This is a genomic window from Aeromonas sp. JL9, from assembly GCF_024436075.1.
In the GTDB taxonomy this organism is placed as follows: domain Bacteria; phylum Pseudomonadota; class Gammaproteobacteria; order Enterobacterales; family Aeromonadaceae; genus Aeromonas; species Aeromonas veronii.
Genome location: NZ_JANFNV010000001.1, coordinates 196,437 through 215,043, shown reverse-complemented (window position 1 = coordinate 215,043; position 18,607 = coordinate 196,437). Strand labels below are relative to the sequence as shown.

Genomic DNA, 18,607 nt, shown 5'->3' with positions numbered 1-18,607 from the left:
AAAGGCTAAGCTATGGTTATAAGAGGTTGGGTTATTATAGTTGTTGTTTTTGTACTTTTATTTTCCCCTGTTGCTTTATATGTAAATACATTTGGCGGAGATTTGTCACAAGACCACTCTCGATGGGCCGAATTTGGCTCGGCAATTGGAGGTATCTATGCACCAATACTCGGATTTATTACGTTAGTAGTTTTGATTCGTCAGCTTTCTTTACAGAAACAGATGAATGACCAGTATTATTTGCAGCAAGCACGAGAAGATATCGAGTTTTATGCATCGCAGTTATCTAATATTCTTGATGAATCACTGGTCGGTAATGTGCCGTTGAGGGCTGTACTTCACGAAAAGTTTATGTTTTGTAGCCCTGAACATCTATGTTCAATGGATATGAAGAATATTGCCATTGATATTCATAGGGTAATGCCACAGGCACTTGATATATGGGCAGCCATATACCCTGTATTAATAGGGCTATCTGCGGTTGATGACTCATTATTTAAAATGACATTGGCCTCTTCAAATCAAAAACTAGTTGCATTACTCAGTTTTGAAATATGTGTGGCTTTGGATAATTTGCATTTTTGTCGTACTGATGGGAAAAGCGGTTTTACATATACTTTTAACCAAAAATTGCAGTAGAGCTATCTAAATAGCTCGTAGGTTCGATTAGCGAAGCGTAATCGGACGTTCGCGTTCTTTAAGACGATGCCATAAAAATAATGCCCCTTCCTGTTACCTAAAAAGAGACCGGCATATAGCCGGTCTCTTTTTTATTTCCGCAACCCTTACGCCTGCGGCGGGAGACTTTCCGCGTTGGATATCACCGCATCCACCTCGGCCTGCTTCACGATGGGCTTTATCAATCTGACGACAACGGCACCATGGTTAATACCAGCTTGCCGATATGGCGGCCTGAATCCAGCAAATGGTGGGCGGCGGCGGCCTCATGCAGCGGGAAGGTCTGGTAAACCTGAGGTTTTACATCGCCGCGTTCGATAAATGGCCAGACATGAGTTTGCAGCTGGGCAATCAGCTCGGCTTTTTCCTGCGGAGTACGCGAGCGCAGGGTAGAGCCGATATGGGTCAGCCGCTTTTGCAGCATGGGAAACAGATCCAGATTGGGGGCTGCGCCCGCAATAATGCCGATCTGGACTATGCGGCCATTGATGGCGGCCGCCGCATAGTTGCGCGCGACATACTCCCCGCCAATGATATCGAGAATGATGTCGGCGCCATGGCCATCGGTGGCTGCATGCACTGCCTCGACAAAATCCTCCTCCTTGTAGAGCACGGCCACATCCGCGCCCAGCTTGATGCTGGCGGCCTGCTGCTCGGGTGAGCCGACCGTGGTGATGATTTTTGCGGCGCCAAATGCCTTGGCCAGCATGGTGGCGGTCGTGCCGATGCCGGAGGCGCCGCCATGGATCAAGATAATGTCCCCTTTTTTGAACTGACCCCGTTCAAACATATTTGACCAGACCGTCATAAAGGTTTCCGGCAGTGCCGCGGCTTCGACAAAGCTCAATCCGGGCGGCAGGGGCAGGACATTGCTCTGGTGGGCGACGCTGTACTCGGCATAGCCGCCACCCGAAATCAGCGCGGCGACCTTGTCGCCAATCTTGAGATGGGTCACCTGCTCCCCCTTGGCGACCACGACCCCGGCGACCTCCAGCCCGGGAATATCCGATGCTCCTGCCGGAGGCGGGTAGAGCCCTTTGCGCTGCATCACATCCGGCCCATTGATGCCGGTTGCATAGTGCCGGATCAAGACCTCATCCGGCTTGGGCTTGGGTGTGGCGCGGGTGGTCAGTTGCAAGACATCGGGGCCACCTGGCTGGGTAATCTCTACCGCGCTCATGGTGGCGGGAATGGAATAGGCGTTATGCATCAGCGGCTCCTTGTAACGAGGTGATATGAGGTTCCCCGAGTGGGATGAGCACCAAGATAGTGGAGATTGCTGATGAATAAACGCAGTATTATCCCTCACCTGTAATGCAAAAATGCATTTCAACCGGGAGTCGTGATGAACTGGGATGATGCGAAAATTTTTCTGGCGTTGCATCGGGAAGGGAGCCTGAGGGGCGCCGCCCGTGTGGTCGGGGTCGATCAGGCCACCATTGGCAGACGGATTGCCGCACTGGAGCATCGTCTGGCGGCCACGCTGTTTCTCCGCACATCCAAAGGGTATGTGCTGACCCATGTCGGGGAGATCGTGCTGGCCAGCGCCCAGCAGATGGAGCTGGCGGCCATTGATTTTGTGCGGGCGGCGCAAGGGGTCGACAACCGTCTGGTTGGGGAGGTCAGCGTGGCGACCACAGACACCCTGGGGATGGATTTCCTGATACCGGCTCTGACCGAGCTGCATCAGCGTTATCCCGATATCAGGGTCATCCTCAATACCTCGACCCAGGTGGTCAATCTGTCTCTGCGGGAAGCGGATATCGCGATCCGGACGGTGAAGCCGGACAATCCCGACCTGATTATTCGCAAGCTGGCCTCCTGGCCGGTCGGGTTGTATGCCTCCGCCGACTATCTGGCTCGCCATGGCATTCCCGAAGCGGGCACCGGTTTTGCGGGCCATTCGCTGGTGGTGTATGAGCCCCACTGGCAGAGCGCGCGATCCCCCATGATGCTCGAAGAGGCGGCCGAGGGAGCCACGGTCGCCGCGGGGGTCAATACCAGCCTGATGCTGCGTCAGGCCCTGTTGATGGGGTTGGGGCTTGGCGAGGTGGCGGTTCCGCTGGCCGAGCAAGCCGGGTTGATGCGGGTCTGGCCCGAGCGGCAGTTACAGCAATCCTACGATGTCTGGCTGGTGACCCATCAGGATGTGCAACATGCCGCGCGGGTCAGAGCGGTCATGGATGTCATCGTCAGGGCATTTGCCGCAGTGGCCTAAGTCTGGCGGGCGCTCTGTTCAGGTTTTGTCGCAGCGCTGTCACATCCCTTGCCATAGTCATGGCGGTTGAGGGAAAACCCTCATTTACTTGGTCTCTGACAGTCAATACTGTGAGACCGAGTCCACCACTACTGGAGCCTGACCCATGACCGATATGCTTGTTGACGATAAACAACCGACCCCGGATCCGGCAGAGCAGAATGCCTTCTTCCCGTCGCCCTACTCCCTGAGCCAGTTCACCTCGCGCAAATCTGACCTTGCCGGGGCTGACTATCCCGCTCCCTATCGGGAGGGGCGCTGGAAGATCCTGCTGATCGGGGCCGATGAGCGTTATCTGCCCACCGACAACGGCACCCTGTTTTCCACCGGCAACCATCCGGTCGAAACCCTGCTGCCCATGTATCACCTCGACAGGGCGGGTTTTGCCTTTGATGTGGCCACCCTCTCCGGCAATCCGGTCAAGTTCGAGTGGTGGGCCATGCCCGGCGAAGACGAAGAGGTGCTGGGGCTCTATGGCAAATATCAGGCGCAGTTCCGCCAACCGGCCAAGCTGGCCGATCTGCTGAAAGAGGCGCTGGCCGCCGACTCGGACTATATCGGCGTCTTTATTCCCGGCGGGCACGGCGCCCTGATGGGGCTGCCGCAGAGTGCCGAGGTGAAAGCGCTGCTGGAGTGGGCGATGGCCAACGATCGCTTCATCATCTCCCTCTGTCACGGGCCTGCTGCGCTGCTGGCGGTGGCCAATCCAGAGACCTTCGCGGGCTACAAGATCTGCGCTTTCCCCGATGAGCTGGATGCCCAGACCCCGGCAATTGGCTATATGCCGGGCCACCTCACCTGGAAGTTTGGCGAGAAGCTCAAAGAGATTGGCTTTGAGATCGTCAACAACGGCATCTCGGGAGAAGTGTGCCGGGATCGCAATCTGCTGACCGGTGACAGCCCGCTGGCGGGCAATAACCTCGGCAAGCTGGCCGCAACCACCTTGCTGGAGGCGGTTGCCAAACGATGAGGTTGTCGTCATCGCCAGCCAGTGCGCTGCAGGTCGCGGTGGCGCTGGAAGGGGGCCAGCGGCTGGAGGAGATCCAGCAACTGGTGCGCGCCTTCGCCACCCCGCTGGGATATCACCGCTTTGCGCTCTTCTCCATCAGTGCCAGCGAAGAGGGGGTGGTCGAGCACCTCTACTGGTTGGAGGGGGAGTGGCTGGAGAGCGGCGAGGCGGTCGACCTGCATGCCTATATGCGCGAGTGCCCGATGGCGATGCATATCAGAGAGCGAGACCAGCCCTTCTTCTGGAGCAAAACGGTTGGCACTGCTGGCGAGCAGTACCGTATCGTTCGCCATCCTGAGGGGCCGGGCCGACATGGCTTGCAGGTACCCGTCTATGGGCCGTTGGGACTGGAGGGGGCGATGAGCTTCGGCGGCGATCAGATCGATGCCAGCGCTCCCGCTCGGGTTGGCCTTGCGCTGATCGCGGTGGCAGCTTTTCATGCAGCTCGTCGCCTGATGGAGATGCCGGTAGCGGGCCACGAGCGCGGCCTCACTGGTCGTGAGCGCGAAGTGCTGGAGTGGGTCTCCCGGGGTTGGCGCCATGCCGACATCGCCACCACCCTGAAGCTCTCGGTGCGCACGGTCGAGAACCATCTGCGCAGTGCCCGCCGTCGGCTGGGGGTGGCCACCACGGCAGAGGCGGTCAGAGTGGCGATCAGGAACCGCGATATCGAGGGCTGAGGGGCTACCTCTTTGTCTGACATGTAAAAAGAGACCGGCATATAGCCGGTCTCTTTTTTATTTCCACAACCCTTACGCTTGCGGCGGGGTGCTTTCTGCGTTGGACATCACTGCATCCATCTGGATTCGCGCGCCAGCGGGCAGCTCGCGCACCGCGATCACGGTGCGGGCCGGCAGGTAGGCCGGGAAGTATTTGGTATAGATGGCATCCACCTCGGCCAGATCCGCGATATTGGCGAGCTGGATATTGACCTTGACGATATCGTCCATCACATGGCCGATGCTCTCCACAATCGCCTTGATATGGCTGAGGCACTGGGCGGTCTGCTCCCGCACGCAACCGGTCAGGATCTTGCCGGTGGCCAGGTCAATCGGTAACTGCGCAGAGAGATGGTTGTAGTGGGAGAAGGCGACGGTTTGGCAATGGATCGGGCTGCGCGGTGCCTTGTCGGTATTGCGGGCACGGATCACCAGATTGTGACGATCTTCCACCAGTTGCGGCGGGGTGCCGTCACCGTGGGAGATGACCGCATCCATCTGCACCAGCGCCCCCATGGGCAGAGCGGCGGCACTGACTACCGAGCGGGCAGGCAGATAGGCGACGGCGCGGGCAATGGCGGAGTCGGGGAAGAAGGTGGTGTAGACCTCGTTGACGGCCTCCAGATCGGCCAGATCGGTCAGATAGACGGTAACCTTGACGATATCGTCAAACGGCACGTCGATGCTCTCCAGCACCGCCTTGATATTGCGCAGGCACTGGCCCGCCTGCTCCTTGATGCCACCGGCAACCAGCTGGCCAGAGGCTGCATCCACCGGCAGCTGGGCGCCGATATTGTTGTAGTGGGAGAAGGCCACGGTATGGGTGGAGAACGGATTGTGCGGCGCCTTGTCACTGTTGCGGGCGATCTTCACCAGCGGGCAAGGATCTTGCGGGAAGGTACCTTCGCCGTTGGAGATGAGCGCATCCATCTGTACTTTGGCATGCAGCGGCAGAGCCGCTACGGCCAGTACGGTGCGTGTCGGCAGGTTGCGCGGGAAGAACTCGCGATAGACTTCATTGACCGCGTCGAGATCAGCCATCTCTTGCAGGAAGAGGGTCACTTTCACCACATCATCCATCACATGGCCGATGCTCTCGATGATGGCCTTGATATTGGTGAGGCACTGTCTGGCCTGCGCGGTGACATCGCCGCTCACCATCTTGCCGGTAGCGGGATCGACCGGCAGCTGGGCGGAGATATTGTTGTAATGAGAAAACGCCACCGTTTGGGTGCAGGGGCCCAGATCCTGGGGTGCATGGGGGGTATTTCTTGCCGACTTGATGATGGTGCCACTCATAGATATGCCTCTTTTTAATATTTGTTGTTCATTCAGGTACAGGTTTACCCCATCTTGTTGTGCGCCAGCGGCGGCATCCCCGGTTATTATTTGTGATCCACTCAATTACTGAGAGGAATAATGGAAGAGAGGATAGGGTAGATATTTCAGACGCAGCGATTCTATGAGTGGCTATCAGGGGTTGCAAACCGCTGATTGCATTTCTATGAGATGGCTCAATGGGCGCAAATTTAATCATATTGCTATTCAATTCACCCGAAATCGTAGCCAATTCGTGCGCAAATGGTGCCGAACCGGCGGACAGCCTTGCCCTGACTGGGTTTGCTCTCCCCCTCTTCGGGATATTGGCGTGTGAATAAAGGGTTAATATTATGCGCCGATGTGCAAATAATGCATATCATGGTGCATGGATATCTGTTTTAAGCTTTTTTAAGGGGCTATGAAAATTCCCGTGAATATGCATATCCACCTTATTAAAGATACCTCTGGAATATAATTCACGGCTTTTGCATTCCTCTCTGTTAATGATTATTCCGGCATACTCGGTGACGCCTTGCTGGCAGCCGGGATCTGTTATTAACGCCATAAAATTCTATGCCATGAATTTGCACGGCGGATCTGCTCCTGCTGCACAGGAGTGGGGAGCATGGCGTTGGCGTGACGGAGTGCGGGAGCTGTGGTGCTGGATGAGAGGTGGCGTTGGATGAGGGGCTGTGGTGGCAATCCGCTTATCTTCACGCCGGTTGCATCCCCCGATGGGGGGTGTTGCCCCGCGTCGTCGGTTTTTCCACTTTTTGCGGCTTTGTCTGATCTCCCTCTTATCTGTGGCTGGTTGTGATGATTGGGATGGTTTTCAGGGCTCGGGAACAGCTCAGGTGATTTCGCAGGTATAAAGTTCAATATATTGTTTTTAAAAGGAAATCAGCCAAAAAATGGATTTATCGACCGCTTCTTATGGTTTCTTGATGAAACTGTTAGTTAGTGGCGTGATTGCGAGTCAGGTCGCTTTTTTCATTCGCTATTAATCGTATGATTAATAAGGTAATCAAGGAGCCCTGACGGAGAGCATCGAAGCACCGGCAGGCCATTGCCCAGGATTGGCAAGCGAGATCGCATCGCGATCATCATTACCTGACTGTGGAGGATTTATGCTGGGTTTCGTTCTGGGCGATATGTATTGTCAAACATCTGGGCAGCGGTTACCTCCTCGCCTGGGAAAGAGCTTTCCCATTCCTGCCGATTACCGACTGCGCGGCCGGGTATCCGCCGCCATCATGACCATCGAGAGCCTGCTCGATACCCCTTATCCGCAAAAGCAGTTTCGTGATCTGGTCTTTGGCGCCTTTATCGAGCGCCAGCGTCGGCTGTTTGGCGAACATGTGATTGTGGCCCGCATGGAAGGGGAGGAGGGGCTGGAGCTGTCGATTGATCTCTCGTTTGTCAGCACCGCCGTACCTGTGGGCCTGCTGGCCATCTCTGAAGAGCTGGCTCTCGCCACGGCGCCGCGTCCCAAGAAGAGCCATCCCCACTACGAGGCGCTGTGCAAGGCGCTCGACTGCATGGTGATGCTGATGTTTTATGGCAAGGTGATCCGCCAGCGGAATACGGTGTTGGAAAATATCGGCCATCAGTTTGGTTATCAACCCGCGGCGACCCTGACGGCGCGGGTTGGCAAGGGTGGGGAGGATGATTACGACGCCTTCATGGTCAATATCATGACCTGTATTGCCCACTCCAACTCGCTCAAGGAGGCGCTGGAGAACGCCAGCCGGATGGGAATTCAGGAGCCCGCTTTCTTCTGCATCGTCGGTGCGATTGCCAGCACCCTGTGGGGCGTGCCCAGACAGTGGGCGTATCAAGCCTCACAGCTGATCCATCGCTCCCACCACCACTACATCCAGAATCTGCTTCGTTGTGAAACCCGTGCCGGGCGGCGCCATATCAATCTGGAGCCGCCAAAGCCCCCGCTGTTTGCACCGATCCGGCAACAGGTTGTGCGTCTGTTCAAGGGGGCACACTGATCCGCAGCCCCCTTGTCATCACTCAGGCGGGATAAAGCGCCCCCAGCACAGCCGGACGGCTGGCACCGGTGACGGCGGGCAGGTTGCCCGGCTTGCGGTGAACAAAGCACATGGCCAGCCAAGCAAAGGCAGCGCCTTCCACCCAGTCGGGGGCAAGGCCCAGCTCAGCGGTGCTGGCGATGCGCCATGCAGGCAGCAGGCTGGCCAGCTCCTTCAGCAAGGGGGCGTTATGGGCACCGCCGCCGCAGACAAACAGCTCGGCTTTCGGCTGGCTGGCACCGACTGACTCGGGCCGTGCGGGCAGTTGGCGGGCGATGCTGTGGCAGGTGAGCGCCTGCAGGGTGCGCTGCACATCCACGGGGGCGTATGAAGTGCCTGCCAGCTCCCCATCGAGCCAATCGAGGGTAAACATCTCCCGTCCGGTGCTCTTGGGGGCGGGGGCGGCGAAGTAGGGGTGAGCCAGCAGCTTCTCCAGCAGGGCCGGGATGGGCTTGCCACTGGCGGCCCATTTGCCACCGGCGTCATAGCTGCCGCCGTGGGGCTGATGGCGGCGATACCAGCCATCGAGCAGGGTGTTGGCCGGGCCTGTATCAAAACCATATACCCCGCCCGGATTGCCCGGCAGCACCGAGATATTGGCGATGCCGCCGAGGTTCAGTACCACTCGCAGGGCGCCGGGCTTGGCAAACAGCGCCTGATGGAAGGCGGGCACCAGCGGCGCCCCCTGACCGCCGAGGGCCATATCCATGGTGCGAAAATCGGCGATAACGTCGATGCCGGTTAGCGCCGCTAGCAGGGCGGCGTTGCCGATCTGCAGGGTAAAGCCAAGCTGGGGGCGATGGCGGATGGTCTGGCCGTGGCTGCCGATGGCGCGAATATCTTTGGGCTCAAGCTTCGCCTTGGCCAGCAGCGCGTGGGTGGCGGCGGCAAACTCTCGCGCCACCAGATTATCGGCCACCCCCATGCGGTCGATTTCGTTGTCGCCCGGGGTGCAGAGGGCATGCAGCGTGCGGGCGGTCTCTTGCGGCCAGGGGTGACAAAGCGCCGCTTCGACCCGCAGTTCATCCCCGGCGATCATCACCAGCACGGCATCAATGCCGTCCATGCTGGTTCCCGACATCAGACCGATATAGCGCTCAGCCATGGTGTCTCCTTACATTGCTGTTCGAAAATGCGGTGTGCAGAGAGGGTGAAGAGGGGGAACGGCTTTCATCCCATGCCACATGGCGTGGTCTTCGACATCAGACCGATATAACGCTCAACCATGTTGCATCCTCAATGCGGACCGGAAAAAGAGTGAGAGAGACAGGATAGATAAGCCCTTGCTTCCATGCCACATGCCGCTCCCGGTGTTCCATCTCATCTTATGTCTGAAAGAGGACTCATTTCAATCTTATTGCCTGGCGCGGGTTCAATAAAAGGGGCTGGCAGGGCCTTCACCCTGCCAGCCCTGATGGCTTAGTTGCCGCGACTATCCCGCTTGTTCTGGGCCAGCTGCAGCTCGGGGCTGTCGAGCTTGGCCAGTTGCGGCATCGCCAGCTTTTTGAAGTTGGCCAGCTCGCGTCCGCTCAGGGTCTCTGCCTGCGGCAGGGTGAGGGTGCGCGGGTTCTTGTGAATGCCGCCCACCACGAATTCGTAGTGCAGGTGCGGGCCGGTGACGCGACCGGTGCCACCCAGAGTGCCGATGGTCTGCCCCTGCTTCACCCGCTGTCCCTTGTTGACGGTGCGCTTGGAGAGGTGCAGGTACTTGGTCACATAGTTGCCGGCATGCTTGATAAAGACGTAGTTGCCGTTGAACTGGTTGTAACCGGCGGCCACCACGCTGCCGGAGCCCGCCGCCATGATGGGGGTTCCCACCGGCGCCACATAGTCGATGCCGTTGTGGGGGCGGATCTTGCCGGTCACCGGATGGAGGCGGCGCGGGTTGAAGTTGGAGCTGATGTATTTGAAGTTGACCGGCGCACGCAGAAAGCTCTTGCGCATCGCCTTTCCTTCCGGGGTGTAGTAGTTGCCATCTTCATTGAGCACGGCGCGGTAGGCTGTGCCCTGGTTGACGAACTCCGCCGCCAGAATATCGCCGGAGGCGACCCGCTCGTCGTCGCGGAACTTGTCTTCATAGACCACCCGGAAGCTGTCTCCCGGCTGCAAGTCCTGGGCAAAGTCGATGTCCCAGCCGAAGATGGCGGCCAAGTCCATGATCTGATCTTCGGTCATACCCGCATCCACCGCGGCGCCCCAGAAGCTGGAGCGGATCTCGCCCTTGCTCACCTGTTCGCGGGTGTCGAGGGCGATTTTGACGTTGCGGGCGACAAAGGTCTCCTCCTTGCGGCTCACCTTGAGCGCCAGCTCCAGACTGTGGGGGTAATAGAGGCTGTGCAGCTCGCCGTTCTCGGTGAGCTTGAAGGTGAGCTCCTGCCCAGGTTGCAGCATCCGCAGGGGATCGCTGCCCTCGAGCTGATCGATCAGGTGCAGATCCGTGGTGCTCAGGCCAATGCGTTGGAAGATTACTCCCATGTTGTCGCCACGGCGTACCTTCACCTGCTTGGTGATGTAGCGTGGTTTGGGCGGGGTGGCAGGCTGGGCGGCCTCGGCCGGCAGCTCGTCGTTCAGCGCGTTATCGTTAGCCGATTCCCGCAGGGCAATTTCGTTGCCGTTTTCATCGACCCGTGTTGCTACTGCCTGTTCGCTGGGCCAGGCAGCCAGCATCATGATCATGATGCTCAAGATCAGCACCATCTTGCGGTGCCAGTGGGGGAGTGCGTTGAAGGCGTGCCAAATAACCATGAGAAGCAGATGAAGTCGGGCAGAATGGACGGATTTTACAGCCTTTCCAATTGGCCCGCCATTCCAGTAATATGTTTGGCCCTGTGGAATCGTGATGGAGAGTCAAAAAATGTCCCAGCTCGAGGTGGCGCTAGCCGAGATCAAGCGCGGAGCGGAAGAAATTCTGGTTGAAGAAGAACTTGTCGCCAAGTTGAAGGAAGGGCGCCCGCTGCGCATCAAGTTGGGCATGGACCCGACCGCCCCCGACATTCACCTGGGTCATACCGTGATCCTCAACAAGCTGAAGACCTTCCAGGATCTGGGCCATGAAGTGATCCTGCTGATCGGTGACTTCACTGCCATGGTGGGTGACCCCTCCGGCAAGAACGCCACTCGTCCGCCGCTCTCCGAAGAGGCCATCAAGCACAACGCCCTCACCTATGCAGAGCAGGCGTTCAAGATCCTCGACCCGGCAAAGACCCGCATCGAGTACAACTCGACCTGGCTGAGCGAGCTGGGTGCGACCGGCATGATCAAGCTGGCAGCCAAGCAGACCGTGGCCCGCATGATGGAGCGCGACGACTTCAAGAAGCGCTACACCGGCGGCCAATCCATCGCGATTCACGAATTCCTCTATCCGCTGCTGCAAGGCTATGACTCGGTCGCGCTGAAGGCGGACGTCGAGCTCGGCGGTACCGACCAGAAGTTCAACCTGCTGATGGGCCGCGAGCTGCAAAAAGATGCCGGCATGGCGACCCAGTGCGTGCTGATGATGCCGCTGCTGGTGGGTCTGGATGGCGTCAAGAAGATGTCCAAGTCCGCAGGCAACTACATCGGTGTCCATGACGCTCCGGGCGAGATGTTCGGCAAGATCATGTCCATCACCGACGATCTGATGTGGAACTACTACGAGCTGCTCTCCTTCCGTCCGCTGGCCGAAATCGAAGAGTTCAAGGCGGGCATCGCTGCCGGTACTCTCAACCCGCGCGACGTGAAGATCTGGCTGGCCAAAGAGATCATCGCCCGTTATCACGACGAAGCGGCGGCTGAAGCGGCCCACGAAGATTTCACCCAGCGCTTCTCCAAGAACGCCATCCCGGACGAGATGCCGGAAATCGAGCTGGCTCTGGAAGGCGAAGGTCTGGCCATTGCCAACCTGCTGAAAGAGGCCGATCTGGTGGCCACCACCTCCGAAGCGCTGCGGATGATCAAGCAGGGCGCGGTCAAGGTGGATGGCGAGAAGCTGGAAGATGGCAAGGCACTCATCGGTGCCGGTACCGCTGTCTATCAGGTCGGCAAGCGCAAGTTTGCCCGGGTGACTGTCAAATAAGCAGTACCGTCAAATAAGCAGTCGCATCAGGCAAGCTGGCCATCAGGCCGGTTCAAGCTTGTTCAACAGGGCCTCCTTCGGGAGGCCTTGTCGTATCTGGGCGGCACGGATCTGGGCGATAAAGTGCCGCAGCACGGCACTGCTTGGGTGTGGCCGTGTCGCCAGACTGATACTGGTCATCATGCCGTTGCCCTCAATGGGGTGATAACTGACCCCGAGCGGGCGCAGCGCCGCCACTGAGCTGGGCACCAGAGTCACGCCAAAGCCCGCCTGCACCATGCCGACGGTAGAGATCACCTGCGGGCATTCGGGCCCCAGTATCGGCTCGAAGCCCGCCTCCCGACAGAGGCCCACGATGCCGTCATAGAGCCCGGGCCCGATGGCGTGGGGAAACAGAATAAAACTCTCGTCCTTCAGGCTGGCCAGTGACAAGGGGCCCGGCTTGGCCTTGGGGTGGCTGGTCGGCAGGGCGATCAGCAGCGGCTCCTGCTCGATAAGGTGATGGGCAAAGCCCTCGCTACCCCGGCAGGGCAGCCGCAAGATGGCGGCATCCAGCCGATCGTTGCGTAGCGCCTCCACCAGTGCCGGCATGGTGCCCTCCTGCGGGCTGAGGGCTACCTCGGGGTAGTGCTCCCGATAGTCGTGCAGCAGGGTCAGCACCGCGGGGTGGAGCACGGTGGAACCGGCAAAGCCGATCCGCAGCGCCCCCTGCTCGCCCCGGGCAATCCGCTTTACCTTCAGTTTTGCCGCATCGGCCAGCGCCAGGATCTGCGCCGCATCCCGATAGAGGCTCTCGCCCGCCTCGGTCAGTTCGACACTGCGGGTCAAACGGCGCAGCAGCGGGTGCCCAGGGTCTCTTCCAGCTTGCGGATCTGCTGGCTCAGCGGCGGCTGGGCCATGTTGAGTGATTCGGCTGCGCGGGTGAAATTCTGCTTTTCAACAACGGCCATGAAGTAGCGGAGCGTACGAAGTTCCATATCGATTGAGTCTCAAAGTCATGGGATCAGCGTATTGGTGTTGAAATGTGAACCAAGTCACCATTGGATCCGAACGCTAACAGGATTCACGGTGGAGGTGAAACCCGAATGGAACATATTGCAACATCTGACAGTGCCGGGTGCAGCTGTGCCCTCGAAGTGAGCCAGCAGTTTTCCCGCTGGCGCAGGCAGCATGACGGCGGCGAGATCTACCAGAGTTCCCTGATGAGCGCCCTGCTGGCGGGGGTCTACGAAGGGGAGACCACCATGAGCGAGCTGCTGCGCCACGGCGACTTTGGCCTCGGCACCTTCAATCACCTCGATGGTGAGCTGATCGCCTTCGAGCGCCAGATCCACCAGTTGCGCTCCGATGGCTCGGCCCGTCCCGCCCGCGCTGATCAGAAGACCCCCTTCGCGGTGATGACCCATTTTCGCCCCTGTCTGGAGCGTCGCTTCGACCATCCCCTCAGCCGTGACGAGATCCACCAGTGGGTGGATCGGTTGGTGGGATCCGACAACGTCTTCGTCGCCCTGCGCCTCGACGGCCAGTTTGAGACGGCCAAGGTACGTACCGTGCCGCGTCAGGAGCCCCCCTATCGCCCCATGCTGGAAGCCATCGAACAGCAACCGCTGTTCCGCTTTGCCGCGGTGGCGGGAACCCTGGTGGGCTTTCGCTGCCCGCCGTTCGTGCAGGGGGTCAATGTGGCGGGCTTTCACGAACACATGATCACCGCCGATCGCAAGGGGGGCGGTCATCTGCTCGACTACACCATGGCCCACGGCACCCTGCGACTTTCTGTGGTGCGTCACCTCAATCTGGCCCTGCCATCGGATCCCGCTTTCCGGCAGGCCGACCTCAACCCCGCCGATCTCGATCGCGCCATTCAGGCCGCCGAAGGCTGATAGACAAGGAGCAATATCATGGAAAACAGACAGTGGAAGTGCGGTGCCGAGCTGGTGGTTCGTCATCTGGAGGCGCAAGGGGTCAAGCAGGTGTTCGGGATCCCGGGGGCCAAGATTGACCGGGTGTTCGATGCGCTGGAGGACTCTCCCATCGAGACCATAGTGGTGCGCCATGAGGCGAACGCCGCCTTTATGGCGGCCGCGGTGGGGCGCCTCACCGGCAAGGCGGGGGTGGCGCTGGTCACCTCGGGCCCCGGTTGCTCCAACCTCATTACCGGGTTGGCGACGGCCACCTCGGAGGGGGACCCCATGGTGGCGCTGGGCGGCGCCGTGCGCCGTGCCGATGGCCTCAAACTCACCCATCAGAGCATGGATACGGTCAACCTCTGTCGTCCGGTCACCAAGTTCAGTGCTCAGGTCAACAGCGGGGCTGCGATTTCGGAAGTGATGGCCAACGCCTTTCGCGCTGCCGAGCTGGGGCGGCCGGGGGCGGCGTTTGTCAGCCTGCCGATGGATATCATCAACAAGCCGGTACAGGGCAATGTGCTGGTGCCCCGCGAGGTGCCGGAGCCGGGCTGCGCCGATGAGCAGAATATGGAGCAGGCATTGACCCTGCTGCGCAACGCCCAGAATCCGGTGGTGCTGCTCGGCCTGATGGCGAGCCGGCCGGAGAATGCGGAGGCAGTGCGCGCCTTCCTCGACAAGGCGCGGCTGCCGGTGACCGGTACCTATCAGGCTGCCGGGGTGGTGGACAGCTGCCACTTCGATGATTTTGCCGGACGGGTGGGGCTCTTTAACAACCAGCCGGGGGATCAGCTGCTGGCAGGGGCCGATCTGGTGATCTGCATCGGCTACAGCCCCATCGAGTACGACCCCGTGCTGTGGAATGGCGACAGGGAGCGGCGCATCCTCCATATCGACGTGCTACCTGCCGATATCGACAGCAGCTACTGCCCGACCGCCGAGCTGGTGGGGTCGATCCGCGCCAACCTGTTGCAGCTGACCCGCATCATGGGCAATCCGAAAATCCGTCCCCCCGAGGTGGATCGGCTGCTGCAAGGGGTACGCCAGCAGCGACTGCGACTGGCGATGCGGGCCGACGATCTGCACGGCAATCCGGTTCACCCCTTGCGTATCGTGCGCGAGCTGCAGGATCTGGTGCGCGACGACATGACCCTCTGCGTCGACATGGGCAGCTTCCATATCTGGATTGCCCGCTACCTCTACAGCTTCCGTGCCCGTCAGGTGTTGATCTCCAATGGTCAGCAGACCATGGGGGTGGCACTGCCTTGGGCCATCGGTGCGGCGCTGGTGCGGCCGGGTGAGAAGGTGATCTCGGTATCGGGGGATGGCAGCTTTATGCAGTCGAGCATGGAGCTGGAGACGGCGGTGCGGCTCAAGAGCAATATCGTTCACATCATCTGGGTCGATAACGGCTACAACATGGTCGCGATGCAGGAGCAGCAGAAGTATTGCCGCACCTCCGGCGTCTCTTTTGGTCCCATCGACTTCAAACGCTATGCCGAATCGTTCGGGGCGGCCGGTTTCGCGGTGCGCTCGGCCGACGAGCTGCGTGCCACCCTGCGGGCCGCGCTGGCGGTGGAGGGGCCTGCTGTGGTGGCCATTCCGGTCGATTACTCCGACAACCCGGGGCTGATGGCCCAGCTCAGGCCAGAAGTATTGGCATAAGTGTGGGCAGCAGTGCTGGCCTGAATCCCTGTGTAAGGGCAGGCAGACCCGTCCATATAGCAAAAACCGGCATCAGGGGATGCCGGTTTTTTATTGTTTTGCGGGATGGGTGGCCTTAACGGGCCAGCTGGACGGCGGCGCGTGCGCGGGCCGGTTGTGGGCGGTGTTTGGCTTTTGGCGCGCAGGCTATCTTCAGGCGCAGCCACTCGCGCCACAGCAGCCAGCAGAGCGGCAGGGTGAGCAGCAGCACGGTCGCGGGCTGGGCCATCAGCACCCCATCACGCCCCCACAGTTGCGGCAGCAGGAAGATGAGCGGCAGCAGCAACACGGTTTTGGCGATGGAGATGACCAGCGCCTGACGGGTACGCGCCATGGATTGCAGCAGCACGATGCCGAACATGATGATCCCCTCCAGCGGAATGGCGCCGAGGTTGAGGGTCAGGCTGCTGATGGCGGCGGCCAGCAGTTCGGGATCCTTGTCGCCGGTATAGAGCATGGCGACCTGTCCCGGCAGCAGCTGGATGGTGAGCCACACCAGCATGCCGTAGATAAAGGTGAACTTGAGCCCCATCTCCATCAGGTACTTGAGGTTGCGGTGGCGCTTGGCCCCCGCCGCCTTGCTGATGAGCGGCTGAATGCCGAACGCCAGCCCCTGCAGAATGACGATAAAGACCGCCTCGGTGTAACCGGCTACGGTAAAGCCCGCCAGATCCTTCACATTGCCATACACCATCAGCTGGCTGTTGTGCAGCATCAAGAGCAGGCCGAGATTGAACTGGGCAATCAGGCTTGGCAGGCCGGTAAAGAGCAGGTGCGGCATGGCGGGGAGGTTGGGCACCAGATCCCGCCAGCTGAGGCGAAGCCGCGCCCAGGGGGTAAAGAAGTAGCCAAGGCCGATCAGGCTCACCGCACCCTCTGCCATCAGGGTGGCTTGCGCGGTCCCGATCAATCCCAGCTCCAGCCGACCCACCATGATGTAATTGAGGATGATATTGAGCACGGCGCCGCTGCTCACCAGCACCATGGCCAGTTTCGGGCGGCCATCGTTGCGCAGCAGATAGGGCACTGCCAGATTGCTGGCCAGCAGCAGGGTACCGCCGCCAATCCAGGTGAGGTAGTCGCTCGCCTGTTTCCAGGTCTCGGTGCCCTGTTCAATCCCCAGCCCCAGCAGGATATCGGTGTGGGTGTAATAGAGCAGCACCGGCGCAACGCCCCCGAGTCCGGCCAGCAGCCAGAGGGCGTTGACCAGCGCTTGGCGGGCCAGCTTGTCGTTTTTCGCCCCTTGCTGGAAGGAGATGGCGGTGGCGGCCCCCATGCTGATCATGGCGGCCAGACCGATCAGCACCATGATGACCGGATAGACCAGGTTGATCCCGGCGAGGCCAGCGGCACCAACGTAGTGGCCGACGAAGATGCCGTCGATGAGGTAGTAGGCCCCCGAGACCAGCATGGCAAGAATGGAGGGGAGGGCGTAAGCCCAGAAGCGACGGGTCATGGCCCGTTGCCGCAGTGTTAAATAGGCAGACATATCTGTTCTCTCGGGGAGTTCGATTATCGAACAGCTAGTCTAGATTAATACTTATTTGGTGATAATCAGGGTTTCACTTGATGAATTGCTGAGTATTACTCACTAATCCGGGGTTTTGGTAGTGAGCCTTGAGCATGTCGATCAGGATGCGCAGCCCGCTGCCCAGTTGATGCCGACTGGGATAGAAGAGGTAGAAGCCGGCAAAGGTGGGGCACCAGGGCTCCAGCACGGTGAGCAGTTTCCCCTCCGCGACCTTTTGGCTTACCTCCTCTTCCAGACAGTAGGCCAGTCCCAGCCCCGCCTCGGCGGCGCCCAGATAGAGGGCCGGGGTGCTGGTGGTGAGCGGCCCGGTCACTTCGATCTCCAGCATGGTGCCGTCGGCGGCAAAGGCCCAGCGATAGTGGTGGTGCGGAGTGAGGCGATAGCCGATGCAGGCGTGGCGGCTCAGCTCGCTCGGGTGTTCCGGCGTGCCGTGCTCCGCCAGATAGGCCGGGGAGCCCACCACCAGATAGCGCTGGGGCGGGCCGAGGGGGATGCCGATCATCTCCTTGGGCAGCAGATCGCCATAAAAGAGCGCGGCATCGTAACCATCCTCAATCAGCCGGGGCATCAGCTCCTGCTCCACTACCTCCACCTGCATCCGCGGATAACGGGCCAGATAGTCGATCAGCACAGGTGCCAGCAGGCTGTCGATGGCGCCGCGCGGAGCGCAGAGCTTGAGTCGTCCTACCGGCTCGTCGCTGTTGCGGGCCAGCTCGCAAAGCGCCTCTTCCAGGGTATTGAGGGTGGGGAGCAGCTGCTTGAGCAGCCGCTGGCCCGCTTCGGTCGGCACCACGGCGCGGGTGCTGCGGTTGAGCAGTCGTACCCCCAGACGGGCTTCCAGCCCCTTCAGGCTATGGCTGAGGGCGGAGGCGGAGACCCCGAGCTCGAGGGCGGCCTTGCTGAAACTGCGGTGACGGGCGACGGCGGCAAACACTGCCAGTTCGGCGAGATCGGTACGGGTAATAGTCATCATCAATCAACAAAAAGGCGTGAGTCACAAGGGTACGCTAAGGCCGTGCTGCACACAATCCGCGCTAAATGGGTTAACTGTTGCAAATATGTAGCTGCTCGCAGGCCATTGATTCCAGTGAAACTAAGTTGAATTGTTAAAAAAAACTCACAACAAGGCGCTTTGAGTGTGATCTTGGTCGTCCGAAAGGCGACCAAAATCAAACTTTGGTTGATTAATTCAAAAAAACGCTGTGATTAATAAGGGCATTTAATTAAAGTCAGCCCATCAAGAGTGGCGCACGTTAATCGGTTGTTAAGTGAGACGGGCGCCGACCCTCAGGGTCAAAATCTCGCACTGTTGTTTGTTGCAATCCTGTTGTCACAAGGAGTGATGGCCAGGTTGCCGGGGGGCGAGAGGTTAATATCAAGGATGGACAGCAG

At 59.6% G+C, this 18,607-nt stretch carries 14 protein-coding genes and 1 pseudogene; 8 read left to right on the top strand and 7 right to left on the bottom strand.

Going from position 1 to position 18,607, the window contains the following annotated elements:
• The first annotated feature begins 12 nt into the window (after positions 1 to 12).
• Entirely contained in the window at positions 13 to 639 is a 627-nt protein-coding gene (locus NOM06_RS01010; protein ID WP_133249565.1) for a hypothetical protein, read from the top strand.
• Between the two features lie 220 nt (positions 640 to 859).
• Here NOM06_RS01010 and NOM06_RS01005 read toward each other — a convergent pair whose 3' ends face one another.
• Entirely contained in the window at positions 860 to 1,888 is a 1,029-nt protein-coding gene (locus tag NOM06_RS01005; RefSeq protein ID WP_110303283.1) for an NAD(P)H-quinone oxidoreductase, read from the bottom strand.
• A 135-nt stretch (positions 1,889 to 2,023) separates the two neighbouring features.
• Between NOM06_RS01005 and NOM06_RS01000 the strand changes: the two genes are divergently transcribed.
• The 3 genes from NOM06_RS01000 (at position 2,024) to NOM06_RS00990 (ending at position 4,624) form a co-directional block, all read left to right on the top strand.
• Complete coding sequence (locus NOM06_RS01000) at positions 2,024 to 2,896, top strand: LysR family transcriptional regulator (RefSeq protein ID WP_110303282.1); 873 nt, start codon at positions 2,024 to 2,026, stop codon at positions 2,894 to 2,896.
• 145 nt (positions 2,897 to 3,041) lie between these two features.
• A complete protein-coding gene (gene hchA / locus NOM06_RS00995; RefSeq protein ID WP_110303281.1) occupies positions 3,042 to 3,905 on the top strand; it encodes a glyoxalase III HchA in 864 nt (287 codons plus the stop codon).
• Entirely contained in the window at positions 3,902 to 4,624 is a 723-nt protein-coding gene (locus tag NOM06_RS00990; RefSeq protein ID WP_110303280.1) for a PA1136 family autoinducer-binding transcriptional regulator, read from the top strand. Before hchA ends, NOM06_RS00990 begins: the two co-directional genes overlap by 4 nt.
• Before the next feature lie 72 nt (positions 4,625 to 4,696).
• Here NOM06_RS00990 and NOM06_RS00985 read toward each other — a convergent pair whose 3' ends face one another.
• Positions 4,697 to 5,962, bottom strand: a complete 1,266-nt coding sequence (locus NOM06_RS00985; RefSeq protein ID WP_255909239.1) for a RidA family protein — start codon at positions 5,960 to 5,962, stop codon at positions 4,697 to 4,699.
• A gap of 1,148 nt (positions 5,963 to 7,110) precedes the next feature.
• Here NOM06_RS00985 and NOM06_RS00980 point away from each other — a divergent pair.
• Positions 7,111 to 7,983, top strand: a complete 873-nt coding sequence (locus NOM06_RS00980; protein ID WP_255909237.1) for a hypothetical protein — start codon at positions 7,111 to 7,113, stop codon at positions 7,981 to 7,983.
• Positions 7,984 to 8,005: 22 nt separating this feature from the next.
• Here the strand turns inward: NOM06_RS00980 and NOM06_RS00975 are convergent, their stop codons facing one another.
• Together NOM06_RS00975 and NOM06_RS00970 are read right to left on the bottom strand one after the other, a co-directional pair.
• Entirely contained in the window at positions 8,006 to 9,127 is a 1,122-nt protein-coding gene (locus tag NOM06_RS00975; protein ID WP_064341749.1) for an anhydro-N-acetylmuramic acid kinase, read from the bottom strand.
• 314 nt (positions 9,128 to 9,441) lie between these two features.
• Entirely contained in the window at positions 9,442 to 10,767 is a 1,326-nt protein-coding gene (locus NOM06_RS00970) for a peptidoglycan DD-metalloendopeptidase family protein (RefSeq protein ID WP_255909235.1), read from the bottom strand.
• A gap of 109 nt (positions 10,768 to 10,876) precedes the next feature.
• Here NOM06_RS00970 and tyrS point away from each other — a divergent pair, with 109 nt between their 5' ends.
• On the top strand, positions 10,877 to 12,076 hold the full coding sequence (gene tyrS, locus NOM06_RS00965; protein ID WP_005347884.1) for a tyrosine--tRNA ligase: 1,200 nt from the start codon (positions 10,877 to 10,879) through the stop codon (positions 12,074 to 12,076).
• A gap of 42 nt (positions 12,077 to 12,118) precedes the next feature.
• Here tyrS and NOM06_RS00960 read toward each other — a convergent pair.
• Positions 12,119 to 13,053 (bottom strand): annotated as a pseudogene (locus NOM06_RS00960) (LysR family transcriptional regulator).
• A gap of 108 nt (positions 13,054 to 13,161) precedes the next feature.
• Here NOM06_RS00960 and budA point away from each other — a divergent pair.
• A complete protein-coding gene (gene budA, locus NOM06_RS00955) occupies positions 13,162 to 13,956 on the top strand; it encodes an acetolactate decarboxylase (protein WP_005338506.1) in 795 nt (264 codons plus the stop codon).
• Between the two features lie 18 nt (positions 13,957 to 13,974).
• The gene (gene alsS / locus NOM06_RS00950; protein ID WP_005338504.1) at positions 13,975 to 15,645 is read left to right on the top strand and encodes an acetolactate synthase AlsS; all 1,671 of its coding nucleotides are present in this window, start codon (positions 13,975 to 13,977) and stop codon (positions 15,643 to 15,645) included.
• Between the two features lie 115 nt (positions 15,646 to 15,760).
• Here the strand turns inward: alsS and NOM06_RS00945 are convergent, their stop codons facing one another.
• Positions 15,761 to 17,173, bottom strand: coding sequence for an MATE family efflux transporter (locus tag NOM06_RS00945; RefSeq protein WP_255909226.1), 1,413 nt, complete (start codon positions 17,171 to 17,173; stop codon positions 15,761 to 15,763).
• A 73-nt stretch (positions 17,174 to 17,246) separates the two neighbouring features.
• Entirely contained in the window at positions 17,247 to 18,185 is a 939-nt protein-coding gene (locus NOM06_RS00940; RefSeq protein WP_042055187.1) for a LysR family transcriptional regulator, read from the bottom strand.
• Between the last annotated feature and the right edge of the window lie 422 nt (positions 18,186 to 18,607).

Excerpts from the sequence above, each read along its gene's own strand:
- tyrS (WP_005347884.1), top strand. The coding sequence starts at position 10,877 with ATGTCCCAGCTCGAGGTGGCGCTAGCCGAGATCAAGCGCGGAGCGGAA.
- budA (WP_005338506.1), top strand. The coding sequence starts at position 13,162 with ATGGAACATATTGCAACATCTGACAGTGCCGGGTGCAGCTGTGCCCTC.
- NOM06_RS00990 (WP_110303280.1), top strand. The coding sequence starts at position 3,902 with ATGAGGTTGTCGTCATCGCCAGCCAGTGCGCTGCAGGTCGCGGTGGCG.
- alsS (WP_005338504.1), top strand. The coding sequence starts at position 13,975 with ATGGAAAACAGACAGTGGAAGTGCGGTGCCGAGCTGGTGGTTCGTCAT.
- NOM06_RS01000 (WP_110303282.1), top strand. The coding sequence starts at position 2,024 with ATGAACTGGGATGATGCGAAAATTTTTCTGGCGTTGCATCGGGAAGGG.
- NOM06_RS00945 (WP_255909226.1), bottom strand. The coding sequence starts at position 17,173 with ATGTCTGCCTATTTAACACTGCGGCAACGGGCCATGACCCGTCGCTTC.
- NOM06_RS00970 (WP_255909235.1), bottom strand. The coding sequence starts at position 10,767 with ATGGTTATTTGGCACGCCTTCAACGCACTCCCCCACTGGCACCGCAAG.
- NOM06_RS01010 (WP_133249565.1), top strand. The coding sequence starts at position 13 with ATGGTTATAAGAGGTTGGGTTATTATAGTTGTTGTTTTTGTACTTTTA.
- NOM06_RS00980 (WP_255909237.1), top strand. The coding sequence starts at position 7,111 with ATGCTGGGTTTCGTTCTGGGCGATATGTATTGTCAAACATCTGGGCAG.
- NOM06_RS00940 (WP_042055187.1), bottom strand. The coding sequence starts at position 18,185 with ATGACTATTACCCGTACCGATCTCGCCGAACTGGCAGTGTTTGCCGCC.
- NOM06_RS01005 (WP_110303283.1), bottom strand. The coding sequence starts at position 1,888 with ATGCATAACGCCTATTCCATTCCCGCCACCATGAGCGCGGTAGAGATT.
- hchA (WP_110303281.1), top strand. The coding sequence starts at position 3,042 with ATGACCGATATGCTTGTTGACGATAAACAACCGACCCCGGATCCGGCA.
- NOM06_RS00975 (WP_064341749.1), bottom strand. The coding sequence starts at position 9,127 with ATGGCTGAGCGCTATATCGGTCTGATGTCGGGAACCAGCATGGACGGC.
- NOM06_RS00985 (WP_255909239.1), bottom strand. The coding sequence starts at position 5,962 with ATGAGTGGCACCATCATCAAGTCGGCAAGAAATACCCCCCATGCACCC.